We start from the raw sequence: 26,077 nt of genomic DNA, 5'->3' as shown, positions 1-26,077 counted from the left end.
CGTCCTCGGAGCAACCAAGCGCACATCGCGAGGTTTCTGCACGCCGCAGAGATTCCTGTCATACAATCCCGCGCGCCCCCCCCACCCACTGCTGCCCATGAAACGCTTTCTGCTCATCTCCTCCGTCCTCGCTGTGGCTGCCTTTGCCCTGATCGTGCGCGCCCAGACCTCCGATCTGAAGGCGCGCTTCGACGCTTACGACATCAACAAGGATGGCGAGATCTCTGGCGATGAGATGCAGGCCGCGCCCATCCTGCCAAAGCTCGATCTCGACGCAGATGGCAAACTCACCCTCATCGAAGCCGCCAAGGCGCTGCGCCAAAAGATCCCCGAAGCCACGCCAACATCCTCCGGCACTGGCGACCGACGACTCTTCGACTTCCTCGACAAAGACAAGGACGGCAAACTCACCGCCGAGGAAATGCCCAAAAAGCAGTGGTTCGACAAACTCGACATCGACAAGGATGGCAGCGTCACTTTTGAGGAAGCAGACAGCGTCGTCGCTCAGATGAAAGCGCGCGGAGAAATCATCCCGCGCGTCCCTGGCGCTCCCGAAAGCCCCGCAGCACCGACCAGCGAAAGCAAAACCGAAGACCTCACCGAGGCCCCGATCATCCTCAAAGGCAGCGACCACGGCGTCGGGCACCTCGTCACTGATCTCACTCTTGGTGACAAAAAACTCAGCGCCCACCTCACCGGCAGCAAAGGCGCAATCCTCGTCTTCTTCGGTGCCACCTGCCCCATCAGCGGCAAGCTCGGGCCTGAACTCGCCCGTCTGGAAAAAGACGCCGCAGCGCAGCAGGTGCGGATGATCCTCGTCTGCCCCGTCGCCAGCGAAACGGCGGACGACATCCAAAAGTTTGTCAGCACTCACGCGCTCAAATCACCCGTCGTTCACGACAAAGACGGCCACATCACCGCCGCCCTCACCGCCACCACCACGACCGAGGTCTTCCTCATCGACAACGCCCGCACGCTCACCTACCGCGGAGCCATCAATGACCAATACGGCCTCGGCTATGCCAAAGAGCAGCCCACCAAGACTTACTTGCGTGATGCCATGGCGGCCATGCTGGCCAGCACCGCACCGGAAATCGCCGCCACGACAGCACCGGGCTGCGCTTTGGATCTGAAAAAGGCGACCTCCATCGCGCAGACCAGCGTCACCTACCATCACCAGATCGAGCGCATCATGCAGGCGAACTGCCTCGAATGTCACCGCCAGGGCAGCGTCGGGCCCTTCAGCCTGGAGAGCTATGAAGACGTGATCGAAAACGCCGGCATGATCCGCAAGCAGGTCGAGCGCGGTGTCATGCCACCATGGTTCGCCGCCGAGCCTCCCGCCGGCCAGGACACTCCGTGGATCAATGACTGCTCCCTTTCCAAACAGGATAAAAGCGACCTCCTCGCCTGGCTCGCCAGCGACCGCCCGAAGGGCAATCCAGCCGATGCTCCCGCGAAGCTCATCTTCCCCGAGCAATGGGTTCTCGGCGAGCCCGACGCCGTCGTGCAGCTCCCGCGCGCCGTTTCCATCAAGGCCGAAGGCACCATGCCCTACCAGTTCCTCACCGCCACCACCGACTTCCCCGAAGATCGCTGGGTCAGTGGTTATGAGATCCTGCCCACCGACCCCAGTGTGGTGCATCACGTCATCGTCCAGGTTCATAAAAAAGGCAGCAAAGCGCGTGATCGCGGCGAAGGCGCCGAGGGATATTGGGCGGCGTATGTGCCGGGAAACACGCACAACCACTGGCCCGAAGGCTTTGCCAAAAAACTCCCCGCTGGTGCGACGATGAGCTTCCAGATCCACTACACCCCGAACGGCAAAGCCACGCAGGACCAGCTCAAGATCGGCCTCCACTTTGCCAAAGAAACGCCCCGCTACATCGTCCACACCGCCGCCGTCACGAACACTCGCCTCAGCATCCCGGCGGGCGTGGCCAATCACGTCGAGGTCAAAGAGCAGACCGTCCCCTTTGACATGAACGTCCTCGCCTACATGGCCCACATGCACGTGCGTGGGAAAGCCTACAAATTCGAGGTCACCAAGCCCGACGGCAGCCACGAAATCCTGCTCGACATCCCCCGCTACGATTTCAACTGGCAGCTCCGCTACAACTACGCCCAGCCCCGCCTCCTCCCACGCGGCAGCAAAGTCACCACCACCGCCATCTTTGACAATAGCGACAAAAATCCCGCCAATCCTGACCCGACGAAAACGGTCCGCTGGGGTCAGCAGACCTTCGATGAGATGATGATCGGCTACATCGAATACTACACGCCCTTCACGGCGGATGTGGCGGTGAAGTGAGTGGATGCATCAGACGCAGGAGCGTACGAGATCAGCCTCGGCATTCCGGCGTTTGATGAGTCCCCTGCCGACATCCGTGCCACGCCAGATGCGCTCCATGGCACGAATGCTGGCCTCAATGCTCAGAAGTCGCTGTTTCATCGTCAGTGAGCTGTCCACGATGGCATCGCGAATCTGGCGCATCTCCAGACGGCGGTCGCCGGTCATATCGCCACCACGGTTAAACACGAGGGAGCACAACGCGCCCTGAACATCGCCCGGCAGCCGCTTCATCCCTGGGAAGGCTTTCAGCGTGTCCGCCTTGATCACGGGCACCGAACCACGAAGGAAGACTTCCTCACCTTGAACTCGGGTGACGCGGATATCCGCCAGACTCGCAGCCATCTTTTTGGCCGCTTCACCACGCTTGCCCAAAGCCCGGCTCAGGCGGCCGATCTGCTCATCGCTGAGATGGCGCCCCCAATCCGAACGGAACTGGTCCAGTGACTTGTAACCAAGGTCGTAGCCAACACCCAGGCTGATGCCAGAGCCACCGCCGGGCCATTTTCCAGCTTGGTCGATGCCCTCAAATTCAATGATGAGATCCAGCGCCTTCTCCGTGAGTTGCACCTCCGACGACTCCACCACACTTGAAGCAGTGGCAGGGGAAATAGAGCCCGCTTGAGGCTCCAGCAGACCGCTGTGTACAAAACCGCGCAGGCTTTCCCCCTCCACGATGGTGCTGACCTCCCACCAGAGAGGCGCATCCTTCACCACAGCGAGACGGGTCACTAAATGACCTCGCGGCAGCCGGGCGATGATGTGGCCGTCTTTGTCGGCCTCCGGCTTCTTGCGCAGGTTCAGCGCGGTATCGTTTACTCGGAAAAGCAGCTCCGCACTGTCAGCAGCGGAGGTCGGCGTCAGCTCGCCTTTCTTCGGAAGTGGAACTGATGGATCAGGCGCGAAAGCGAAAGGCTCCACAAAGTCCTGCGAGACATAACCCTCGACCAGACCACCCTCCAACACAGCTTTCACATGCACCCAGCCACGCTTCGAAGGCTGTCCTGTGCCATCCAGAAGCAGTCCATGCGGCAGACGCGCCAGGATCTCCGATTGCTCGTCATCCTTCGCGCGCAAACGCAGCGGATCAGCCAACACCCGCCAGCCCTGTGCCACCAGCACGGCGACGGCAATCTTTTCGCCGCCCAGCACAGTAGGCATGAAGGGTGACACCCCGCCCTCGATGATCTCCAGGGTCACTTTGTCGCCCGACTTCAGCGCTGCGCGAATCTTGGCAAACAACCCATTGAAGGCCGTGCGGCTATCCCCCACGAAATCCACCGCCTTGGAACGGCCTGGCAGCAGGCAGCCCTCCGTATCTGCGGCCGTATTGCCTGTGTGAATGCGGACGCCCTCATAGTTCGGCACGTCCAGCAGCAGCGGCAGATCACGCTCGAATCGTGGCGAGTGCGTGATGATCACCTCGTAAGAGCCTGCGGGTATCGCCGTCTCACCTTTGATCTTCTCTGGGCGGACGGGATCTTCGAGAATGAAGCACTCCGATTTCCCATCAATGCTCAGTTCTCCGATAGTGCTGCGGGTCGTGTAAGTGTTACGAGTCAGTTTCAGCTTCATAAGGATATTTCAGGGTGACGTGTGTCCAGAAACGGGCTCATGGCACTGATCGTTGGGAAAAAATAGGCTGGCTCTGCTTCAGGCCCATCGCTAGCCTCGCTGCACCTCCATGAAACCGACCGCTCTTTCCAGTCTCGCCATCCTCTTTACTACCCTGGCCTTCTCCGCTGATCCCCTGCCCGAGTTCAAAGGCAGCATCGAGAAGCTCGACCCGGCGCTGGATGCCCTCCTCGATTCCGACTCGAAGATCGAGGTGCTCGCGAGCGGCTTCAACTGGTCGGAAGGCCCGGTTTGGAAAGACAGCGGCATCGTCTTCTCCGATGTGCCGGAGAACACGGTCTTTGGCTGGAAAGAAGGCGAGAAGGCCGCCTCCGTCGTGCTCAAGCCCAGCGGGAACCTTTCCGGCGATGGCGGCCAGGGCTCCAACGGGCTCGCAGTGGATGCCAACGGGCAACTCGTGCTCTGCCAGCATGGCGAGCGCCGCATCGCAAGGCTGGAGAAGGACGGTAAGTTCACCAGCCTCGCCGACAACTTCCAAGGCAAGCGCTTCAACAGCCCGAACGACCTTGTCATCAGCAGCAAGGGCACCGTCTTCTTCACCGATCCACCTTACGGCCTGAAGAAAGGCACCACGCCGGATGCGCCTTACCATGGCATCTATGCGGTGCATCCCGTCGCAGGAGTGACAACACCCGCCATGCTGCTGATTGATGACATCCAGTGGCCGAACGGCATCGCGCTCAGCCCGGATGAAAAGACACTGTACGTCGCCGTGTCCGACAAAGACAACACCCGCATCATGGCCTACGACCTCGGCGTCAAAGGCAAGGGCGGCATCGCTGGAGTGATCAATGGCGTCATCGTGCCGAAGCCAGCCAATGGCCGCGAGATCTTCAACGCCCAGAAGCTCAAGTCCCCTGAACGCAAAGGCGGCTGCGATGGCATGAAGGTGGACAGCCTCGGCAATATCTGGACCACCGGCCCCGGCGGCGTGCTGATCCTCGACAAGAACGGCAAGCACCTCGGCAACATCCTCACCGGACAAGCCACCGCCAACTGCGCCTGGGGCGGCAAAGACAAAAGCACGCTCTACATCACGGCGGACATGTTCCTGCTGCGCGTGAAGACGAAGGTCAAAGGACTGTGAAAGGAATGACGAATGAGCGAATGCCGAATGACGAAAGCCTGCAAACGAGCCGCCGCTTGGCTGATCGCAGGCTTGGTGTTGTGTTCGGCATCCCTCGTTGCGCGCGAGGTCCAGTCCCACGGCCTGATCTTTGAAAAGTGGCTGCGCGACACCTTCTTCGGCGGTTATGAACCGAAAGGTTACACGCAAAAGTGGGACATCCCGGCCAGTGCAAACTTGAATCATGGCCGCGTGCCCGTGAACCCGAAGGCGGCGAAGCACGGCACGCCTGTCGGGCTGGGCGATGCGATGCGGCAGTTTGAGATCGCGGAGCCATTTCTCCTCATCGTTGGCTTTTGGGAGCAGGTGACGCCGAAGCAGAAGCGCTGGGTGAATGTGCAGGCGCCGCTCGTGCAGCCTGATCAATGGCGGAAACTGTGGGGAGACATCACGCGCGCGGATTTAGAAAAGCTCATCGCTGTGATCAAAGACAAGTCAGTGTCCATCGAGGAAACCCGTGCCCAGGCCAAGCGGCTCAAAACCCAGCCCCCCTTTGACTCTGCCATCATCGAACTGAACCCGAAGATCGACAGCAGCCAGCGCCGCCTGCAATGCAGCCTGAGCTTCGAGGCTTTCTTTGATCACCTCACACCGAAGGCCGAGCGTGGCAAACTGGAGCAGCCGCAGGTATTCGGCGTGCCTCTGCCAGCGGACTTCACTTCCGCACCACGAGTGCTCAAGCCGGAGGAGTGAGCCCGTCTTTGCACTGGAAAAATCTGCCAGCCACGGCGATGAACGACGGATGCCACGTCTCCAACCCCTTTGCCTCCTCACGGCGGGCCTGCTTGCCAGTGCCTGCCTATGGTCATTGAGCGCCCAAACGCCGACGGAGCAGGCCCGTGAACTGGAAAAAAGACTGCCCGCTCCCAAGCCACCGCAGGGACGCGACACCTTCGAACTGAGCGAAGCACGCCAGCAGCGTCTGCAAAAGCTGCTGCCGAATGCCTGGCGGAAGCTTTCCCAAAGGGAACCGCTCCACATCCTCGCACTGGTGGGTGAGCGGGAGATGCAGATCTGGTCTGAGGTGGCGGATCTGGGCGTCCTGTCCACCTTCCCGGCCTATTTCAGCCGCGAGCTGGCAAACCAGTTTTTCTACACGGGCGGCATTTATGAAGCAGGAAAAAATGCCGGGGCTGACGCACTCGCTCCCAGCCTCACGATACGCGCACTTTCGACCGAAGGCGGCATCGTGGATACAGCGGCGATGCTCGGCTCGGTGGCAAGGCAGTCACCGGTGGATCTGGTGCTGATCTGCCACGGGCTGGCGGAGGCGGAATCCGGCATGTCGCCCCAGGCATTTGCCAATGCCACACGTCAGGCAGTGGAGGCCGCCAAAGCACTGAAGGCTGATGTCATTCTTACTGCACCCTGGCTGCCGATGAGTGCCAAGCCAGAAACGACCCTCGGCATCACAGCCCCGATCTCGGATGCGCTTCGTGAACTCGCCGAGGAGGAAGGCTGGATGTTTGCCGACCTCGGCGACATCACCCGCCTGCTCGATCTCCCACCTTCCGATGCACGTGACGATGCACAAAAATTTGATCGCTTCATCACCACCTACCGCAGCCTGTTTTATGAAAGCCAGGACGGCGTCTTCCTCCCCCGCCCCGGCCTGCACGCGCGGCTCGGCAGCGCCTTGTTTCAATCCATGCTTGATGGCACGGCGAATGTCCCCTGGTCCATCCAAACGCCCTATGCCAACTGGCGTGAGAATGGCGCAGCCCTGGAAGCGCGCTTCACCTTGATCAATCCAAGCCAGCAGAGCCAGTCATTCACCCTCCTGCCCCTGATCGCCGGAGGCTGGAAGCCACGCGAGCTGCAGCCCGAGATCACCTTGGCGGCGGGTGCCAAGCAGACGCTCACCATTAAGTATGCGCGCAGCTCTAGCGCATCCCTACCAGCGGAGGAAAGCGTTGCCCGCCTGCCTGTGCTCATCATCTCCGGCAAGCGTGCCAGCATCGTCACGCTGCGCGCCCCGTTGCAGCCTGCGGCCATCGTGTGGAGCGGCGACACGCTCTTCAATCAGGAGCAGCGCTTCGTGGCGGGTGGTCAGATCATCAACACAAGTCAGAACGACTTCAGCGGCACCTGGCAGGCGGAGTTTCTCGGAACCCCGCTGAATGGTAAATTTGATCTCAAGCCCGGTGCGGCACATCCTCTCGATCTCGGCTTTGATCTCCCGCAAAACGGCCCGCCAGTCTCCCGCTCCCCCCTCAAACTGAGCCTCACCACTTCAGGCCTCACGCTCACCAGCACACGCGAGATCACGCTCGTACGGAATGTCGGCCTGAATCAGCCCGTGCCACTCACGCCAGCGTCGGAGAGCACGGGCAAAGTTAGTTTGGAAGTCAAAGCTGACCCTTCCCGACTCACGCTGATCTGTGATGTCAGTGGCGATGAAATGCTGCTGGATGCCGCGAGCTCTGGAGCCGCCGCATGGCAGCTCGATGTGAATCTGGATGCGCGCAGCTATGGCAAGCGCCTCGAAGCTGGAAGCACCGCCCCCCTGCGCGTCACCGGCTCCGCCGCCCCTGGCAAAGGGCATGTGCATGACATTTCCCCCTGGGCCTTTGGCACCGGATACTCCGCCGCATTTGCCGCGAAGGAGTTTCAATCCACGCACACTTCCAGCGGTGGAAGCCGGCATCAAATCCAGCTCACCATCCCCCGCACCTATCTCTACCTACACGAGTGGGCGCTGGACAATGGCAACAGCCAGTTCGGTCTCAACGTACGCCTGACGCTGAACACCGCGCCAGGCTACCGCACCTGGTCGCTCGTGCCTACCGCCAAATCCGCCAACGATGCCGCTGCCATGGCCGTGCTGGAACTCAGCGCCAAGCCAACCCAGCGCGCGACGGTGATCCTGGAGTAACCCGCTTTCGTCATGAACGACGCCGATCTCAACTCCATGCTCAAGCGCGCCGCCTCGGCGATGCCGGGTGTGGTGCCTGCGTCGCTGGAAAGCACGATCATGGCGCGGGTAAAGGTGGATGATGGCCGGGCAAAACGCTGGCGCTCCTTTGTGCAGTGGCTGCTCCTTTTGGCCGCCATCTCCGGCATGATCACAGCGGGCATGGTCTGCTGGTCCATGGCCTCGCGCGACACCACTCACACCGTTCCACCGACGATGAAACTTTTCCGCGAGGGCCTGCCGAAATGACCTCGCGCGCGAAGTGGCTGCTCATCTCCGTGCTCTGCTCCGTCGTCCTGGCGGGTGGCACTGCGTGGTTCGTCACCGACTGGGTGCTTCATCGCCATGGGGAGAGCCACGCGCAGGATCACACAGAGCCGGATTTCCATGCTTGGATGCATGAGCACCTCGATTTGACGCCTGAGCAGCATGACATGCTGGAACCCATCGAAACCGAGTTCGAGCAGCAGCGCGTGCGACTGCGTGGAGAGATCCGCGCGGCAGGTCTCGAGGTCGCATCGGCGATCAGTGGAGCTGATGTGAATGATGCGCGGCTCAAATCAGCGCTGGAGCGGCTGAACAAGTGCCAGGGTGAGCTCCAACATCTCACGCTGGAGCATTTCTTCGCCATGAAGCGACATCTCCGCCCCGCGCAGGCCAAACGACTTCTTGAGTGGACCCATGACAGCCTTACCCGCGAGCCTTGATCTCCTCTTCATGGAGCCGGAAGCTGCCACGCACGCCAGTGTGGAGCAGCAGAAGATCCGTGCCGCCCAGGTAGGAGACATGGCCGCCTTCGAATGGATCGTGCAGCAGCATGAGGAACGGCTCTATGGCTTCTGCTGCCGCTGGCTGCACTGCACGGAGGATGCCCGCGAAGTCTGCCAGGATGCCTTTATCCGTGCGTGGCAGGCGCTGCCCGAGTTTGAAGGTCGTGCGCGGCTCTCGACCTGGCTTTATCAGATCGCTCTGAATCTCTGCCGGGACCGGGCCAAGACCCGAGCCACACGGCAGCGAGAAAATACCGTCGCACTGGATGACGTGGCGCATTCGCCCGAGTGCCCGAAGCACAGCCCCGCCACCAGCGCCGAGTGGCAGAGCGAGATGCAGAAGCTGGAGCGCGGCCTGGCCATGCTGCCAGAAAAACTCCGCGCAGCCCTGATGCTCACCACCATGGAAGGCCTGAGCCATGAGGAGTGCGCCGAAGTGCTGAGCACCTCCGTCCGCGGCGTCGAAGGCCGCCTTTACCGCGCCCGCCAAATGCTCATGCAGTGGTGGGAAGAGGAGAAATAGCCGCTCATCACTCGGAGCGATGCAGGCTACTTTGCTTGCACCACGCCCGCTTCCTCGTAACAAAAGAGCATGTCCACCTCCACACCCGACCGCTGGTCTCTCGAATCCTGGTTCTCCGGCTTTGGCAACGCTGACTACACTGACTTCAAAACCATTCTCGTGAGCGATGTCGAGGCGCTGAAAACGCAAGCCTCTGCTCTTGGCAGCAACGTGGCCGACATCATCCATGTAATCAATGCGCTGGAATCGCTCGCAGACCGTCTTGGCCATCTCTCGGCCTATCTCGGTTGCTTGTCGGCGGACGATGCGAACAACGAGGCCGTGAAGGCCGATGAGGCATGGATCTCAACACTGGAAGCCGAAAGCACGAAGCTCCAGGCTTCCCTGCGCTCGGCACTGGCGGCTTTGAGCGATGCTGAGTTCGCGACTTTGCTCGGCGATGCCTCTTTGAAAAACGCTAAGCATGCAGTGAAGCGGATGCGCTATGAAGGCCAGCATCAGATGAAGTCGGAGATGGAAGCGCTGGCCGCCGATCTCAATGTGAACGGACTGCATGCCTGGGGACGGCTCTACGACACGCTCACGGGCAAGATGGAGTTCGAGATGACCTTCCCCGATGGTCACAAGGAAAGCGTGCCGATGTCACGCCGACGCGCTTTGATGTCCGAACCGGATCGCAAGCTGCGTGAAGCGGCTTTTCATGATGGACAGAAGCCTTGGAACGATCACGCCGTCACCCTCGCTGCAGGTTTGAATGGCATCGCTGGAACGAGGCTGAGCTTGTATGGCAGCCGTGGCATCCCGCACTTCCTGGACACACCGCTCTTTGATGGTGCGATGAGCCGGAAGTCTCTCGATGCGATGATGGAGGCCATCCACACGCACATCGAACTGCCGCGTCGCGCCTTGCGTAAAGCAGCGAAGATCCAGGGCACGCCAGCGCTGCATTACTTCGACCTCGAAGCCCCGCAGATCGCTGCGCCAGAGGAAAAGCCGCTCTCGTGGGACGAAGCCTGCGCCACGGTCGATAAGGCCTTCAGCGCCGCGTATCCGAAGCTCGGCTCCTACTTCCGTGAAATGCTCGCCCAACAATGGATCGAGGCCCAGCCACGAGCTGGCAAGCGCCCCGGCGCGTTCTGCACCGGATCGCAGCTCAAGCACGAAGAACGTGTGTACATGACCTTCCACAGCACAGTGCATGACATGGTCACGCTGGCGCATGAGGTCGGTCACGCCTGGCATTCCTGCGTTCTTCGCCCGGCGCGTTCGTTTGCTGCCAACTATCCGATGACGCTCGCTGAAACAGCCTCGAACTTCGGTGAGATGATCTTGCTCAGCGGCCTCATGAATGATCCAGGCATCACCGAAGACACGAAAGCTTATCTGCTCGATCAAGAGATGCTCCGTGCTCATGCTTACCTGATCAACATCCCCATGCGCTATGAGTTCGAGAAGTCCTTCTATACCGAGCGCGCCAGCGGTGAAGTCTCCGTTTCACGACTTCGCGAGCTGATGACCGAAGCGCAGCGCAAGCTCTACGGCGACACACTGCTCGACGACGGCATCGACCCGATGTTCTGGGCCTACAAGATGCATTTCTTCATCACCGGCGTCTCCTTCTACAACTTCCCCTATGTCTTCGGGTATCTGCTCAGCCAGGCACTGTTCGCCCGGTTCAAAGTCGAAGGCGCGGCATTCCTGCCACGCTACGAGGCCTTCCTCTCCATGACTGGAAGCGCCACCTGCGAAGAGGTCGTGAAACAGACGCTCGGCGAGGATCTCACGAATCCCGAGTTCTGGGCCACGGCTCTGAAGGCCATGGAGCCGTCGTTGCTGGCGTATGAGGCGCTGACTTGATCCAGGTTTACTTCGGCTCGAAACCCGGAATGCCTAGCCGCTTCGCCACGCGTAGAGGTCGGCGCATGGCTTCCTCCATGCGCAGGGACTCATCGGCTCCGCGCACGTCTTTGCAGTCGGGGTGCGACTCTGGAGCGTCGATCAAACCGAGGTGATGCAGGACATGCGCCGTGCTGTGCTTGTAGGGCGCGGCGCTCATCTTTTCGTTCAGGCGGAAGACGAGATCCTCAAAGGATTGGAAGGCTTCAAAGAGCTTGTACACCCGCGTGTCGAAGCGTCCCGTGCCGGTCTTGCACTTCTTGTCCGCCACGCTGTCGAGCAGCCACATGTCACGCGCTGCGGCGATGAGCGGGCAGGCGCTGACGCCGGCACCGATGAGCAAAGGCAGGCCGAGCCGTATCGCGGTGGCGATGCCATAATCATCGCCGCTGTGCGGGGCAAAGGGCAGGTTCAGCCCTTTGCACATGGCTGACCAGTAGAGGAAGTGCGGCTCATCGAGCGTGCTGACTTTGCCGCCAACATACTTCGGATGATTGGCGATCTCATGCAGCAGCCAGGGCTCATAAGGCGTGGCCCATGGCACAAAGGAAGGCTCAAGCGCGTGGGCGATGGCCGGATGCGTGATGTGCTCGGCGATCTCGAAGTAGGCATCGCGACGCGCCTCGGGTTCCAGGATGTTCAGCAGACGCGAGGTCATGATCATCACCTCGCCGTTGTCGTGACTCTGGGCGATGTCGAGCAGCGGCCAGTAGCGCTCGGCTTTGAAAACCTCGTCCTTCTCCGCCCCACGCGCGGTGACTCCAGCGATGAACTTCGTGGTCGGAAACTCCGCCCTGAAGCGCTTCAGCACCTCGGCATACATTTCGTTGCTGAGATCGAAAATGTAACCCGTGTCAGCATTCAGCACGAAGACCATCTCCACGCCATAGTGGTCGCCGCACTGCTGCATCCAGCGCACGCTTTTGGTGAAGCCCTCCCAGTCCGGCTGCTTGTCTTTAAAGGGAAGCAGAGTCGCCACACAAAGGCGGGCCTTCGTCGTGTGATCGACCAATTCCTCCTCGGCGGTGTAGGCCCAGATGGTTTCCTGCCAGGTCGTGGAAGGCTTCAGATCCGCAGGGTTGGAGATGAGGTTGATCATATATGATCGGCTTTATAGCAGGATGGACTGTGTGGCAAACTCGAATTGTGACATGCTGCTACTCCACCTTCAGCACGCCGTTCATGACCATCCAGTGGCCGGGGAACGTGCACAAATACGGGTAATCGCTTTTTTCCTTCGGGGCGGTGATGTGGATGGTGAATTCGCCCTTCGGATTGGTCATGTCAGTGTAGGCGATCACGTCGTCGCTGTCGGGGACGTAGTGCTTCGCGAGGCCTTGCGGGTCGGTGATCATGAGATTGCACTTGTCGCCTAGCTTTTGCAGAGAGCCGGGTTTGGCGAGCAGCCAGTTGTGCGGCACGACGTCGGGGTTTTTGAAGACGATGGTGAGTTTCTCGCCTGCTTTGGCGGTGAGTTGTTTCTGGACGTATTGGAGACCTAAAGCGGCTTCGATGATGAGTTCGCGCCCGCCTTCGCCTTTGGCCCAGGGGTTGGGTTTGCTCGGTGTCGGTGCGGTGAGGCCGATTTGTGCTGCGTGATTCGTTTTGGCGATCTTCGCGTAGCTGGGTAAGTCGGTGAAGGGTTCGGCCAAAGCGTGCGCGGTTAGGAAGATGTCGTGACCGGTGCTCACGCGGAGGTGGATCTGGCTCGCGGTGACGATTTGAGGGATTTCGAGGAAGAGCGTCTTGCCGCCGTCGAGCTTTTGCACGCTGCGCACCTCCAGCGGATCATGCCCCGGCGTGTCGGCATACTTCACGGAATACTCGGGCGAGCCGTATTGCGGGCCGTAGCGGTAGTTCCAGCATTGCGCGAAGCAGGTGGCGGCATTGGCGTCCTTCACGGGTTGGTTGAAGCGGATGAGGACGCCGTTGTCGCGAGCCTCAAAGCCGACGGGCACCGGTTTGTCGCCACCGGTGAAGCGCACTCGCTGGAAGCAGCCGTCCTTGGGCGTGTAGCTGCCCCAGCCCTGCATGCCGTTCACATAGAGATGACCGTCGTTCGGATTGAAACGCGCGGCTTGCGGGCCAGAGTCGAAATTGCCGCTGATGCGCACCGCCGCGCCCTGCCAGCGGCCTTTGACGTTCTGCCGCATCACGAGCCACGCGCTGCCCCCGCCTGAGGACAGGTGGATGAGGTTGCCATCGCCTTTGAGCGAGGCCCACTTGTCGCCGGAGATGAAGGCCTGGCTGCTGGCGCTGTTATCTTCTCCACGCGGCATGTACATGAGCACGGGCTCGGGCGGTTGGTTGTTCTTCGGGCCGCCGGCACCGAAGTGAGCGCCTTCGTTTTTGCCGAGTTCGATCTGGCAGAGGCTCGTGGCGGGGGTCCAATCGCCTTCTTGCACGCTCGTGGTGATGAAACGGCCATCGGGTGAGATGCCGAGGCCGTTTGGATTGCGGAAGCCGGTGGCGAGAACGTCGAGCTTACGATGCCCGGTGATTCGGCACACGCCTTGATTGCCTGAGGCGAAATACCAGCGGCCTTGCACATCGGTTTCCAGCCCGATGATGAAATCGTGGCCGCCGGGCGAGGTGGTCATCGCGTTCGTGACGCACTCGTAGAAATCAGCTTCGTCATCGCCATTCAGGTCGTGCAGGCAGGTGATCTGATCGCGGCCGAGGACGTAGAGTTTGTCCTTCACGACCTTCATGCCCAGCGGCTGGTGCAGGCCGGTGGCGAAGCGTTTCCAGCGGATCTTCTCCAGCTTCTCATCAATACCTTTCACCAGCCAGACCTCGCCCGTCATCGTGGCGATGGCGGCGGTGCCATCGCTGAAGAAATCGTGCGCGGTGATGAAGAACAGCGTGCCATACGGATTCTCGAACGGGATCGTGATGCGATCCGTCGCGAAGGGCGTCTGCGTGCCGAGTTCGCCCTTGGTTTCGATCCACTGCGGCCATTGGGCGGGGCCTGGTGCGGGTAAGGGCGTCTCGCTGGTGACGATATTGACCTCATTGATGCGGCGGAAAAAGCCACGGTAGGTGCCGGCGAGCTTCTTTTCTTCTTTGGAGATGACTTTGCCATCCATCGGCGCGCCGGCCATGAAGCCGTGGCGGTTGTCGTTGAGCTTGATGAAGCCTCCCGACCATTCCAAGCGCCACGCCATGCGCTCAGGATCAAATACAGCCGCTTTGTCATTGAAGCGCACGCACACGCCTTTGTTTACCGTCACGCCTGAGCCTTTGAAGACACCGCTAAAGACGCTCCCAAGATCACTCGCGGACCAGCGACCGTCTTTCCACGTCACTTGGTCGTTCTGGTTGCCCCAGTGGCCTTGCTGGCCGCCGTCCATGCCGGGGAAGGCGGGGATGAGCTCGGGCAGCGTTTGATTCATGAACTTCAAGGCCTGCTTGCCGTAGAAGTCGAAGGTGCGCTCGCGGTTCACGAACTCACGCCAGTGCTGGTTGTCGTCTTTGTTGAGCGGCGGGAGGTCGGGCTTGAACTCGGCGGGAGTGGGCGCGGGCGGTGGGAGGAGCGCGTGGAGGTCGTCGAAGTCCCAGAGGCCGAGGGTGTTATCCATGCGCAGGCGTGGGGAGTCGCCTTTGCGCGGCTTCATGACGCCGCGTGAGATGCGGGCGTCGTCGATGAGGCCATCGCAGCCGATCGAGTGATCGACGAGGCTGCCAAAGGCGATGCCGCCTGCCTTGGGCGTGCCTTGGAGCGGCTGCACGGGCTTTTCGAGCACCTGTTTGCCGTCGATCCACAGCGTGACGTTCTTCTCATCGATGCTGGCGAGCAGGTTGTGCCACTCGCCGTCACAGACATTGACCTGCGAATCGAAGTCGCCGCCGCGTCCGGGCATGTAGAGTGCGAGAGTGCCGCGCCCGGCATGGGTGTAGAGTTCCCAATGGGTGGCCGATGATTTGGCGTCGGAGGCGACGAGGATGTTGAAGCGTTCCTTGCCGGTGAGTTTGGCGCGGCACTCGATGGTGAGTGGCAGCGTGCGGAAGGGTTCGTTATCGAGTTGGAAATAGCTGCCCTTCAAGGCATCACCGAATTCTTTGCTCAACGACGGCACGCCTTGGCCGATCACGGCAAGCTTGGCGGTGATCGCGGGAGCGGCAGCAGCTTGGACCTTCGCCTCATCCCAGGTGCGATACTTGGGCTTCGCGGTGGGCGGTGCGTCGTCGAGTTGCGGCACGAGCCACTTCAAGCCGTCGAGGTTGTCGAGCAGGCGGCCTTCGGCGTCTTCGTTGGTGTGATTGAGAATACCGATGGGGCCGCTGTAGCCGCTGGCGCGGATGATGCGCAACATTTTCACGTCCTCGGTGCCGACACCAAGCGGGAGGATTTTGCGGCCCTTTGTATCGCCTGCGATGTCCATGCCGTTGAGGTTGAGGCAAAGAAGATGCGGCTTCATGGCCTCGATGGCTTTGGGAAGGCGGTCGAGGTGGCTGTGGCCGTGGTGGAGATTGTAGATGATGCCGATGTTGTCGGTGCCGTGGTTCTTTTTGAGGTAGTCGCACACGGCGACCATGTTCTCCGGCTCTCCGCCCCAGCCGCCATGGTTGTAAATGCCGACCTGGCTGCCGATCTTCTTCGCTTTGGCTAAAATGGGCAGCAGACCTTCCGCGGCGGATTTCACTTTGGCGTCCTGTGTGTCGCCAGCGCCCTGCATCATGATCCAGAGCTGCGGATGGAGCTTGTACTCCTCGAAGAGCCGGAAGGCCTCGTCATGCATGCCCCAGAAGGCGAACATCTCGATGCCGTGCTTTTGGTAGGCCAAGATCTCTCGCTCGAACTCGGCGACATGCTCCGCACGCCAATCGTAGGCGACTTTTTTGAGGCCCATCTTCGCGACCATCTCGGCGCGGGCTTCGGGGGAGCGCTTCGCCGCATCGAAAGGCACAATGCACCAGGCGGCGAGGTTGGTTTTGTCGAAGAGATCGGCGGCTTTGACCACGGAACACACGGAACACACGGAAATAAGAAGAGTGAGGATACGTCGGGGCATTTGAGAGATTGGTTAGAGTCAGTTCCGTGTGTTCAGTGTATTCCGTGGTTGATCCAGTTCATTTCGCGTAGCTCTGCCACTGCGCCTCGATCCATTTTGCGTCCGGTTTGCCGTCGTGGATGAGGAGACGGTATTTGGAAACGTAGGGTTTGCCGGGGTCGATGGACCAGTCACCATCCTGTGAGGGAGCGACACAGAGCTGAGGGTTTTTGGGATTGAGGCGCAGGGGCTGCGGGAAGCGGAAGTTGCTCGGATGAATCAGCACGACGATGCCAGTGGGCGTGCCATCGACCTGGCCGCCGAGGTGGACCCATTTGGCTTTGGTGTTGTCTCCGTTTTTGCGGTCGTGGCCTTCGCTTGTGAGCATGGTGACGGCATCGACAGGGTTCCACTGCTCGCTGCCGCGCACGCCGAGGCCGCCGTAGTGGTATTTGGGGAGTTTGAGCGGCGTGGCACCGGCGCAGGTCTGCGTGCTGGTGAGGTCGATAATGTTCGCGAGCACTCCATCGAGTGTTTTTTGCGAGACCTGCACCTCCCAGGTCTCATTGAGCACTTTTTGGTCAGGTGTGTGGCTGTGATCGAGAAAGACGTGCTGGCTGATGAAACCTCCGCCGTCAGCACCACCCCATGATTTGTCGAGTTTGACATAGCGGACCTCGGCGGGCAGCGAGGCACCGCTTTTGGCGTCGGTCTTGCCCATGTTCCAGAAATCGGGATGCGAGTCGCCAAACTCGGTCTTCGTCCATGCGAGCCAGATACCGCGCTGCCAAAGGTGATCGGCTTGATGATTGCCGGTGACGAGCTTGCCGCTGGGCGAATAAACGGGATGCAGATGAGCGCCGTGTTTGAAGATGGGATTCACGCCTTCCGGGACACCGCCGGGCTCCATCTGGTAATCGCAGATAGCTTTGCCGTTGATGGCGAAGTGGAGAACGGAGCCGAGCTTTTCGGCGGTGATGTCGGCGGCTATGAGTTGGCCCACGGCACACGCCCAAAGAAGCAGAAGAGGGAGTTTCATGGTTTGGCTGGGATGGAATGAATCATTGCGGGGCGGAAAAGGGAACAGTAGAATTTGCCCATGGATACGACGTCGATTGATCCGAAACTACTGAGCAGCCCCTTGTTTCAGGAATTGATGGCCGAAGGGCTGGCGATGCAGGATCGTTTCGCGGCAGAGCCGGTGTATGCCAAGACGGGCAAGGGCTATCTCAAGAGTGCCGGCGTGGAGGAACTGAAACAAATCAAGCAAGCCAGCAAGCAAGAGGCGAAGTGAACCATGAGCGCGACTCGTGCCTGGCTGGCGGACTACACCTGGGAAATCGTCACGGCACAGAATGCGGTGCTCTACGCGGCCAAGAACGCACTGCATAAGCGCACTTCGGACGGCCATGACATCACGAAGGCGCTCTGGGAGGCTAATCACACGCAAAGCATGAGTTTGGACGAGGCGGTGGATCTTTGCCGACGCTGCCACCGCAAGGCTCCGTTCTGTTTTTACAATGGAAACACGTTTGCTTCGATCATCGCACTTGTGATCAAAAAGCTCGCCCTCCCCGCTGATCAGGCTTTCGTCATTCGCAGCCTCGCGAGCCACATCGTGGCGGGTGTGGCGACGGAGGATGAGGTGAAGGCGTTCCGAGCGTTTTGCGATCAGATGGAGAAGTAACACGAGCATGGGCCAAATGGGTTCAAGCCGATGGAGGACGCACCATCGTTCCAGCCTTGATGACGCCGCCCTGCATCACGGCGATCAGGTTGTCGCGGTTTTCGAGGATGGAGATGTCCTGGAGCACGTCGCCGTTCACGACGAGGACATCGGCGAGTTTGCCTTTTTCGAGGGAGCCAAGCTCGTGGGCGCGGCCCATCATCTTCGCGCCGCCGAGGGTGGCACAGGTGATGGTTTGGAGCGGGGTGAAGCCGACGTAGTTCACGAAGAAGGTCAGCTCCTGCGCGTAAGTGCCGTGCGGCGTCCAGCCGAAGCCGTAATCGCCGCCGAGGCCGAGTGTGCCGCCTGCTTTGAGCACCCGGCGGGCGCTTTCAGCTCCGGCTTCGAGGGTTTCTTGATGACCGTCTAGCACACGCTGCGAGAGGCCGAATTCCTTGCCGCGTTGGACGCTGAATAGCTCGAAGCCGAGGCCTGGGCACATGGGTACGTTGCGCTTGAGCAAGAGTTCGAGGCATTCGTCGTCCATGAAGGTGCCGTGCTCGATGGCGTCGTAACCGGCCTTGAGTGCGTTGTAGATGCCATCACGGGCGCGGCAGTGGCCGGTGACTTTGAGGCCGTGATTGTGCGCGGTGGCGACGACGGCATGCATTTCCTCGAAGGTCATGCACAGCGTGTGGTGGTCGTTGATGTCGGGTGAGGCGGCATCGCCCGTGGGATAGGTTTTCACCCACTCGATGCCGTCTTTGACGAGCTTGCGCACGGCGGTGCGGGCGTCGTCGGGGCCATTCACGATGAAAACGATTCCTTCCATGCCGATGCGGCGGTAATCGGGGTTCCAGTCCATCAAACCACCCGCGCCGCAGATCTCGCGGCCACTGGCTGACAAACGCGGGCCGGGGATCATGTCCTCCTCGATGGCCTTTTTCATCCACACGTCGATGTTGTGCAGGCAACCGCCGCTGCGGGCGCTGGTGTAGCCGCATTCGAGCGCGGTCTTGGCGTTCACGGCGGATTGCAGCGTGACGTATTCGACGGGGAACTTGATGTCGAGATCCTGCAACTCGGTGACGTTGAAGTAAGTCAGATGAATGTGCGCCTCGATGAGTCCCGGCATGATGGTGCCGCCTTTGGCGTCGATGACGCGGGCATCGGGCAACGCGGGTGCATTCGCTGCGGTACCAGCATAGCTGATGAGGCCGTCAGTGACGATGACGGCGGCATTCGGGATCGGAGGTGCGCCCGTGCCATCGACGAGCTGGCCGTTGTGGATGAGGGTGGAGCCAGATTGGAGCTTCATGGTGCTTTAAGGCTATCGTTTCCGTTTGGCGTTAGATAGAACAAAAGCGGCAGGGCTTGGAACATTCGCGGCGGCGAATTCCTCGCGGTAGGCTGCAGGCGTGGTCTTCGTGACGCGGCGGAATTCACGCGTGAGGTGGCTTTGATCAGCGAAGGCGCAGCGCTGGGCGATGGCAGCGATATATTCGCGAGTATCCACAAGCAGGCGACACGCGGTCTGGATGCGCAGTCGCTTCAAATACTGCTGAGGTGGCAAGCCGTACTCGCGGAAAAAGGATCGCTCAAAGGCCCGCGATGACATACCGGCGGCTTTTGCCATCTCGGCATTCGTGACGGCTTTGCCGAGACGCCGCATCATCATCGCGATGACTACGCCGAGGCGGATGTCGCCGCGCTGATCGATCTGCGAGGCATCGAGCACGCGGGTGATGCCTGTGGTGCCGATGGCGCGGCCTTTGCCATCGAGCACGGGGCGCTTCGTGGTGAAGCACCAAGAAGCAGTGTGATCGTAGCGACCGACGAGTTCCAGACGGCTCTGCACAGTCTTGCCAGCGAGCACGGCTTCGTCACCTTCGCGGAAGTGCGCGGCGAGATGTGGGGGCGAGAGGTCGTCGTCCGTCTTGCCGAGCACCTCGTTGAGGTTGGTCATGCCGTAGTTCAGCAGGAAGGTGCGATTGACCCAAAGGTAGCGTCGCTGCGCATCTTTGATCCATGCCTGAACGTCGGGCAGAGTGTCAAAGAGGTCTCGCAATGCTTCCGCACTAAAGTCTGTCGAGAGGGATAAGTGGGAACGCCTGGGTGGCATGAGGGGGAGAGAAACGGTGGCACCACTTATTTTCACGCGAATGATGTTCAGGCAGGAAGCCCGTTGCCATCGGGGAGGGCTGCCTCCATACTCGGGGCCATGTCGTCATCCGTCACCGAGCCGCGCATCGAGCCGGCCACCATCGAAGATCTGCCGCAGCTCGTGGAACTGCTGGTGGCGCTGTTTAGCGAAGAGGCTGATTTTAACCCTGACAAGACCAAGCAGGAGCAGGGGTTGCGCATGATTCTTGAGCAGCCGAGGCTGGGCCGCATCTTTGTGCTGCGCACCGATCATCAGGTGATCGGGATGGTGAACCTGCTCTTCACGATCAGCACGGCCGAGGGTGGGCCGGTGGTGCTCATGGAGGACGTGATCGTGCATCCGCAGCATCGCCGTCAGGGGTATGGTGGACGGTTGCTGGACTACGCGGTCAAGTTTGCCCGACAGAAGAGCTTCAAACGCATCACGTTGCTCACGGATCGCATCAGTGCGGAGTCGCAGACGTTCTTTGCCAGCCATGGATTTGGCTTCTCCAGCATGATTCCGATGCGGCTGGTCTTTGCTGACAAAACGTAACCGACCTGTCATGAGCGGTATCCTCGCCTCCCCAGCTTACTTTCAGCGTCCCCAGTCCGGGATGGCAGGCGAGCATGTGGCGGGGATGGATTGGTTCGTGATGATCAATCTGGCGTTCCTCTTCTTCATGCTCGGCTTCTTTGCCTGCTGGGCCTGGCTGATCTGGCGGCGCACGACGAAGCCTGCGCCTCACATCCAACTGCTGATGGAGATGGAGGAGGAGGCTTCGCACCAGGAGGCACCGACAGCCGAAGCCGCGAAGCCTGCCGGTGAGCCAGAACCTGCGCCCTGGGAACGTGAGCAGGACTGGTGGAAAAAGTAAGCCCCCACTGCTGACTCGATCATGATTACCGGATGGCGCTCGCGGCTGCATTACTGGTCACGCCGTGCCGATGTGCTGAAAAAACTCTCTGTGGGCATTGTGCTCGGCGCTTTTTTTCTATCCTGGGTCATCACGCAAATGCAGCCTGAGCGAGGTCACGATGCGGTGGTGGACCCAATGGAGCAGGCGATTCGCAAAGAATGGCAGCGGCTCCACAGCGCCACGGAACCTACGCCCCGCGCGCTGGCACGCTGGCTGCGAAAGCTGATGCCCAGCCTGAAGGTGCTCAAGGATGTTTTGGAGATGGAGATGCCTAATGACAGCAGCTACACGAAGTCGGGCAAACTGCTGACTTATGAAGTGCGGCCTTTGATCGAGAAGCATGTGTCGGCCGGGGTGGAAAGGCAGGCCTTTGAAAACTACCTCGCTGCCTATCTCGCCGAAAATGGCACACCGAACCAAGAAGCAGTGACCCGTCTTCGTGATCTGGCGGGGCAGGAAAAGCCGCCACCCTTTGCCAATGAATTTTACGCGAGCTTGCTGCTGAGGACTGATCATGACTCAGACGCACTCGCAGCGATGATTCGTGAAGGCTCTCTCTTTCCCGATGCCAAACAGGCACGTGAGACGGCAGTGCATCTGGCTTTGAACCTGAAGGATGAGACAAGCCTGCGCACGATGACGAGCAACGGCTGGCTGGACGAGGTGCCCCCCATCTTGGAACATGAGGCAGGCATCGTGCTCGGAGATCTGGCCATGCAGTGGCGCGGGCTTTTGAAGCATCGTTTTGAAACGGTGCCCTACCTCGCACTGGCTCTCACGGGACTCGCGGCAGGGCTTTGGTATGTGCTGCTGGTCATGCATTCTCCCATGCAGCCGTGGCGATGGTCCTGGCCCATCGCACCCATCGTGGCAGGCATCGCGAGCATCTGGCCCACGGTGTCGATGATAGCCTGGCAGGAAGACACGATGGGGATCGGTGGTGATGACGTGCCCTTCCCGTATGACCTCTGGCATTTGATCATCGGCGTGGGGTTTCGTGAAGAGATCTGCAAGCTGGCCCTGGCATCGCTTTTCATGCCCTGGCTCGTGTGGCGGCGCATCCCGGCAATGGCGCTGATGACGGGCGCGTTTGTCGGCCTCGGTTTCGCGCTGGAGGAGAACATGGACTACTACGCCGACTATGGGAACGGCGTGGCCCTGCCGCGCTTCCTCTCAGCCAACTTCATGCACATCGCCATGACCGGGCTGACCACACATGCGCTTTACGACATGCTGCGCAGCCGCTTCCACCGCGTGCAGGAGTTCATCAGCACCTTTGCGATGATCGTCGTGGCACATGCTGTCTATGATTACGATGCGCCGCAGATCACAGGACTGAGTTCGTATGTGCCCATGCTCATCCTCGCGCTGCTGGCCTGGCGATTCTGGGATGAGGTGGAGAAAGAGATGCCACAGGTGCGGCAGACGATCTCACCGGCGGCGATTTTTCTCATCGGCTCCGCTCTGGTGATCGCAGTAAGTTTGATCATCACAGCGGTGCAAGATGGCACCTGGCTCGCTGTCGTGGATGCGGCAAAAAGCTGTGCATCGATCCTGCCGGTGGCCGTGATCTACTGGCGGCGGTTTGAGGGAGGTTTGTCTTCCCGGTGAGGCCAGAGGAGACCGACTGTGCGCCACCGCCCCGCCGCCACTTTCATAGAGGCAGTGCTCTCAGCGCCGTGGCCCAAGGCCAAAAGAGATTCAGCGGCACGATTACTTTTCATCGAGTTCTGAACAGAATGACGCGAAGGCTCTCTCTATTCCCCCTCCACTGATGAATAAACCTATCCTCGCTCTCCTAGCCGTCTTGGCTATGCCTTCGCTCATGCTCGCTGCCGATGCCGCAGATATTCCGGGCTCCAAAGATCCGCTCGGACTGAAGCGCTATGACGCCACCCGCATTACTTATTATGATGAGAAGGCCTTTGAAGCTTACACACTGCCGCTTGGCAAAATGACGAAACCCATCGCCAATGGCAGCAAGGGTGCCTTTGAGAAAACGCTGGAGCTGGAGGGCAAAGTCACGCGTGTCTCCTATGTCAGCACGGATGCCAATCGCACGGCACTGGAAGTCGCACGGAACTACAAAACTGAACTGGCCGACAAAGGCTGGGAAATCCTCTGGGAAGGCAGCGAGGGCGCGCTGAGCTTGGGTGGCGGCAGGCTCTTCTGCGGTCGCTACAACAACCGCCCCTCAGGCACGTTTGCCCTGAGCTACGTCGGCGGCCAATACATCGCCGCGAAGAAAGGCTCGACCCACCTCTCGCTCTACATCGTGAACTACACGACAGGGAACACGCCTCCAGGACTGAAGGCGACCAAGGGCGCGCCCATCATCGCGCTGGATGTCATCGAGTCTGCGGCCATGGAGGAAAAGATGGTCGTGGTGAAGGCGGAAGAGATGGCCTCCGCCCTCATCGACCAAGGCGGCGTCAATCTCTACGGCTTCTACTTTGATACCGGCTCCGCCACGCTGAAGGGCGAGTCCGGCCCGACGCTGGATGAAGTGGAGAAGCTGCTGAAGGCGGATGCCTCCCTGCGCCTGCTCGTCGTCGGTCATACCGATGTCGTCGGTGGCTTCGATGATAACATCGATCTCTCTAAAAAGCGCGCGGCAGCCGTCGTCGCCGCGCTGAGTGAGCGCGTGCCCGCAGCGGCCTCGCGCCTCACGCCATGCGGTGTCGGCTATCAGTGCCCCATCGCCAGCAACAGCAGCGATGAAGGCCGCGCCAAGAACCGCCGCGTGGCTCTCGTGCGGGTCGAGAAGTAATCTTCCATAGCATTCAAAGAAAGCCGGACCGTGTCACTTCGTTGACGCAGCCCGGCTTTCCTGCGTATGGAAGTAACCGCGCATGAAGAAACCGCCCCTCACTCCTGAACCCGCCACGAATGCCAAGGCTGCACTCGTGCTCGGCGGTGGCCTCGTGGGTTTGATCGCTCTCATCGCCTGGGTGCTCTGGCCTGCACCGAGTTACACCCCTGTGCCGCTTCCTCCGCCGAAGCCGGTGGAGGCCTTCGTCATGCAGGACGAGAAGGCTACCTTCGCGCAATACGCGGGCTCCGAATCCTGCCGCGCCTGTCATGCGGTGGAGTTTGAGAAGTGGAAAAGCTCGCATCACGGCCTCGCCGAACGTTTGCCCAATGATGAGCTCGATCTCGCTGCCTTCCAGCCACCGAAGGCCTTTCAAAGCGGCACACAAACGACTGAAGCACGCAAGTCGGCCGATGGCTTCGAGATCGTGTCTCTCGGCTTCGATAACAAAACGACGCCCTATCCCGTGAAGCGCGTCATCGGCCATGATCCGCTGCGGCAATTTCTCGTCGAGGGGCCACGCGGTGCACTTCATACCATGGAGGCCTGCTTTGATCCGAAAAAGGGCGACTGGTTCAACGTCTATGGCAACGAGGACCGCAAGCCTGGCGAGTGGGGCCACTGGACCGGACGCGGCATGATCTGGAATCAGATGTGCGCGAGCTGTCACAACACCCGCGTGCGAAAAAACTACGACGTCGCCACGGACACCTACCACACCTCCATGGCGGAGATGACCGTGAGCTGCGAGTCCTGCCACGGACCGATGAAAGCCCATGTGCAAAACCCCGCCATCAAGTCCGGCTGGACGCGGGATCAGCACATCGACAACTGCGCAGGCTGCCACGTGCGGCGTGGTGAGATCACCGGCGACTTCGTGCCTGGAGAGTCCATTTTCGATCACTACCTCCTCACCATCACCGACGGCAGCGATCTCTACTATCCAGACGGCCAGATCCGCGAAGAGAACTACGAATTCTCCAGCTTCATCAGCAGCCGCATGTATCACGCTGGCGTGCGCTGCATGGACTGCCACGACATGCACAGCATGAAGCCGATCCTGCCCGGCAACCAACTCTGCGTGCGCTGCCACACCGCCGGAGGTTTCCCAAATGCACCCGTCATCGCGCCTGAGGCGCATAGCTTTCACGGAGCCGAGAGCACTGGTAATCAATGCATCAACTGCCACATGCCGCAGACCACTTACATGCAGCGGCACCCGCGCCACGATCACGGCTTCACCATCCCTGATCCGCTGCTGACAAAGCAGTTTGGCGTGCCAAACGCCTGCAACAAATGCCACACGGACAAAGACACGGACTGGTCGCTCGCCGCGACCGAGAAGTGGTGGGGTGAAAAGATGAATCGCAAGACACGGACACGAGCCACGCTCATCGCCAAAGCCCGACAAGGCGATCCATCGGCACGCGATGGCCTCATCGCCCTGCTCGACACGGATGAAATCCCGCACTGGAAAGCCAGCGCCAGTCTCGTGCTCGATCGCTGGGCCACCGAGCCGCCTGTCGTCGCCGCTTTGCAAAAGCAGCTCCAACATGCGCACCCGCTCGTCCGACAATCCGCCGCTAGAACGCTCGAACCTGCGCTGCAAGCTCCTGGCGTGCGTGCCGACCTCGAAAAGCTGCTCACCGATCCTGCACGCAGCGTCCGTGTCACCGCAGCTTGGGCTTTGCGTGATTCCATCGACGTGAACTCCGCCGCAGCGAAGGACATGCAGCACATGCTCCAGCTCAATGCCGACCAGCCCAGCGGCCAGATGCAACTCGGCCAGTGGCACTATGCGCGGCGAGATCTCCCCAGCGCCATCAAGCACATGGAAACCGCGATCCAGTGGGACCCGAACTCGCCGCCCTTCCATCACGATCTCGCCATGCTGCACAGCACCGCAGGCAACACCGCTCAGACCATCCAAAAACTGCGAGATGCCATCAAGCTCGCGCCCAATGAAGCGCAGTATCATTACGAACTCGGACTCGCCCTCAGCGAAACCGGCGACCTCGCCGCCACTGTATCGGCTCTGCGCGAATGTGTGCGCGTGCAGCCGAGATATGCCCGTGCCTCGTACAACCTTGGTCTCGCCCTGAATCAACAAGGCCAGACCGCCGAAGCCATCGCCGCCCTCAAACAAGGCGAGTCCGCCGAGCCCGGCGATCCTGCCATCCCTTACGCGAGAGCCACCATCCACGCTCAACTCGGCCAAAAACACGAAGCCCTGGAAGCCACCAGCCGCGCCATCGCCATTGATCCCAGCTTCGCCGATGCTCAACGACTGAGGATGATGCTTCAAAGACCCTAGCCTGCTTCACCTGAG

At 60.4% G+C, this 26,077-nt stretch carries 21 protein-coding genes; 15 read left to right on the top strand and 6 right to left on the bottom strand.

The window, feature by feature from the left end:
* Positions 1-97 precede the first annotated feature (97 nt).
* Positions 98-2,311, top strand: coding sequence for a redoxin domain-containing protein (locus tag AC6FTP_RS03645; RefSeq protein ID WP_497205543.1), 2,214 nt, complete (start codon positions 98-100; stop codon positions 2,309-2,311).
* Positions 2,312-2,320: 9 nt separating this feature from the next.
* On the opposite strand, the gene AC6FTP_RS03640 is transcribed toward AC6FTP_RS03645, so the two are convergent.
* On the bottom strand, positions 2,321-3,925 hold the full coding sequence (locus tag AC6FTP_RS03640; RefSeq protein WP_497205542.1) for a DUF5675 family protein: 1,605 nt from the start codon (positions 3,923-3,925) through the stop codon (positions 2,321-2,323).
* 109 nt (positions 3,926-4,034) lie between these two features.
* Between AC6FTP_RS03640 and AC6FTP_RS03635 the strand changes: the two genes are divergently transcribed.
* The 7 genes from AC6FTP_RS03635 to AC6FTP_RS03605 all read left to right on the top strand — a co-directional run bounded on the left by AC6FTP_RS03635 (position 4,035) and on the right by AC6FTP_RS03605 (position 11,175).
* A complete protein-coding gene (locus tag AC6FTP_RS03635; protein WP_497205541.1) occupies positions 4,035-5,072 on the top strand; it encodes an SMP-30/gluconolactonase/LRE family protein in 1,038 nt (345 codons plus the stop codon).
* 27 nt (positions 5,073-5,099) lie between these two features.
* On the top strand, positions 5,100-5,804 hold the full coding sequence (locus AC6FTP_RS03630; RefSeq protein WP_497205540.1) for a hypothetical protein: 705 nt from the start codon (positions 5,100-5,102) through the stop codon (positions 5,802-5,804).
* 49 nt (positions 5,805-5,853) lie between these two features.
* Positions 5,854-7,986, top strand: a complete 2,133-nt coding sequence (locus AC6FTP_RS03625) for an SGNH/GDSL hydrolase family protein (protein WP_497205539.1) — start codon at positions 5,854-5,856, stop codon at positions 7,984-7,986.
* Positions 7,987-7,998: 12 nt separating this feature from the next.
* Entirely contained in the window at positions 7,999-8,274 is a 276-nt protein-coding gene (locus AC6FTP_RS03620; RefSeq protein ID WP_497205538.1) for a hypothetical protein, read from the top strand.
* Positions 8,271-8,732 carry a Spy/CpxP family protein refolding chaperone gene (locus AC6FTP_RS03615; protein ID WP_497205537.1) on the top strand — a complete coding sequence of 154 codons (462 nt, stop codon included), beginning with the start codon at positions 8,271-8,273 and terminating at the stop codon, positions 8,730-8,732. The genes AC6FTP_RS03620 and AC6FTP_RS03615 overlap by 4 nt, the downstream gene beginning before the upstream one ends.
* A complete protein-coding gene (locus AC6FTP_RS03610; RefSeq protein ID WP_497205536.1) occupies positions 8,707-9,318 on the top strand; it encodes an RNA polymerase sigma factor in 612 nt (203 codons plus the stop codon). The genes AC6FTP_RS03615 and AC6FTP_RS03610 overlap by 26 nt, the downstream gene beginning before the upstream one ends.
* Positions 9,319-9,387: 69 nt before the next feature.
* Positions 9,388-11,175, top strand: coding sequence for a M3 family oligoendopeptidase (locus tag AC6FTP_RS03605; protein ID WP_497205535.1), 1,788 nt, complete (start codon positions 9,388-9,390; stop codon positions 11,173-11,175).
* A 7-nt stretch (positions 11,176-11,182) separates the two neighbouring features.
* Here AC6FTP_RS03605 and AC6FTP_RS03600 read toward each other — a convergent pair whose 3' ends face one another.
* Genes AC6FTP_RS03600 through AC6FTP_RS03590 form a run of 3 tightly spaced genes read right to left on the bottom strand, consistent with a single transcriptional unit; the run spans position 11,183 to position 17,247 of the window.
* Positions 11,183-12,313 (bottom strand): hypothetical protein, encoded by a 1,131-nt coding sequence (locus AC6FTP_RS03600; RefSeq protein ID WP_497205534.1) that lies wholly within the window; start codon positions 12,311-12,313, stop codon positions 11,183-11,185.
* A 58-nt stretch (positions 12,314-12,371) separates the two neighbouring features.
* Positions 12,372-16,229, bottom strand: coding sequence for a LamG-like jellyroll fold domain-containing protein (locus AC6FTP_RS03595; protein ID WP_497205533.1), 3,858 nt, complete (start codon positions 16,227-16,229; stop codon positions 12,372-12,374).
* Between the two features lie 58 nt (positions 16,230-16,287).
* Positions 16,288-17,247 carry a DUF6807 domain-containing protein gene (locus tag AC6FTP_RS03590; protein ID WP_497205532.1) on the bottom strand — a complete coding sequence of 320 codons (960 nt, stop codon included), beginning with the start codon at positions 17,245-17,247 and terminating at the stop codon, positions 16,288-16,290.
* A gap of 60 nt (positions 17,248-17,307) precedes the next feature.
* Between AC6FTP_RS03590 and AC6FTP_RS03585 the strand changes: the two genes are divergently transcribed.
* Positions 17,308-17,502 (top strand): hypothetical protein, encoded by a 195-nt coding sequence (locus AC6FTP_RS03585; RefSeq protein WP_497205531.1) that lies wholly within the window; start codon positions 17,308-17,310, stop codon positions 17,500-17,502.
* A gap of 3 nt (positions 17,503-17,505) precedes the next feature.
* The gene (locus AC6FTP_RS03580) at positions 17,506-17,895 is read left to right on the top strand and encodes a hypothetical protein (RefSeq protein ID WP_497205530.1); all 390 of its coding nucleotides are present in this window, start codon (positions 17,506-17,508) and stop codon (positions 17,893-17,895) included.
* 22 nt (positions 17,896-17,917) lie between these two features.
* On the opposite strand, the gene AC6FTP_RS03575 is transcribed toward AC6FTP_RS03580, so the two are convergent.
* Positions 17,918-19,192 carry an amidohydrolase family protein gene (locus AC6FTP_RS03575; protein ID WP_497205529.1) on the bottom strand — a complete coding sequence of 425 codons (1,275 nt, stop codon included), beginning with the start codon at positions 19,190-19,192 and terminating at the stop codon, positions 17,918-17,920.
* A gap of 12 nt (positions 19,193-19,204) precedes the next feature.
* Complete coding sequence (locus AC6FTP_RS03570; RefSeq protein WP_497205528.1) at positions 19,205-19,996, bottom strand: helix-turn-helix domain-containing protein; 792 nt, start codon at positions 19,994-19,996, stop codon at positions 19,205-19,207.
* A 99-nt stretch (positions 19,997-20,095) separates the two neighbouring features.
* Here AC6FTP_RS03570 and AC6FTP_RS03565 point away from each other — a divergent pair, with 99 nt between their 5' ends.
* The 5 genes from AC6FTP_RS03565 (at position 20,096) to AC6FTP_RS03545 (ending at position 26,062) form a co-directional block, all read left to right on the top strand.
* On the top strand, positions 20,096-20,572 hold the full coding sequence (locus AC6FTP_RS03565; RefSeq protein ID WP_497205527.1) for a GNAT family N-acetyltransferase: 477 nt from the start codon (positions 20,096-20,098) through the stop codon (positions 20,570-20,572).
* A 10-nt stretch (positions 20,573-20,582) separates the two neighbouring features.
* Entirely contained in the window at positions 20,583-20,894 is a 312-nt protein-coding gene (locus AC6FTP_RS03560; RefSeq protein WP_497205526.1) for a hypothetical protein, read from the top strand.
* A 21-nt stretch (positions 20,895-20,915) separates the two neighbouring features.
* Positions 20,916-22,547 (top strand): PrsW family glutamic-type intramembrane protease, encoded by a 1,632-nt coding sequence (locus AC6FTP_RS03555; protein WP_497205525.1) that lies wholly within the window; start codon positions 20,916-20,918, stop codon positions 22,545-22,547.
* A 163-nt stretch (positions 22,548-22,710) separates the two neighbouring features.
* On the top strand, positions 22,711-23,706 hold the full coding sequence (locus AC6FTP_RS03550; protein ID WP_497205524.1) for an OmpA family protein: 996 nt from the start codon (positions 22,711-22,713) through the stop codon (positions 23,704-23,706).
* An 82-nt stretch (positions 23,707-23,788) separates the two neighbouring features.
* The gene (locus AC6FTP_RS03545) at positions 23,789-26,062 is read left to right on the top strand and encodes a tetratricopeptide repeat protein (RefSeq protein ID WP_497205523.1); all 2,274 of its coding nucleotides are present in this window, start codon (positions 23,789-23,791) and stop codon (positions 26,060-26,062) included.
* Positions 26,063-26,077 lie beyond the last annotated feature (15 nt).

This window comes from Prosthecobacter sp., from assembly GCF_044378005.1.
GTDB lineage: Bacteria > Verrucomicrobiota > Verrucomicrobiia > Verrucomicrobiales > Verrucomicrobiaceae > Prosthecobacter.
This window is presented reverse-complemented; position numbering and strand designations above follow the sequence as displayed.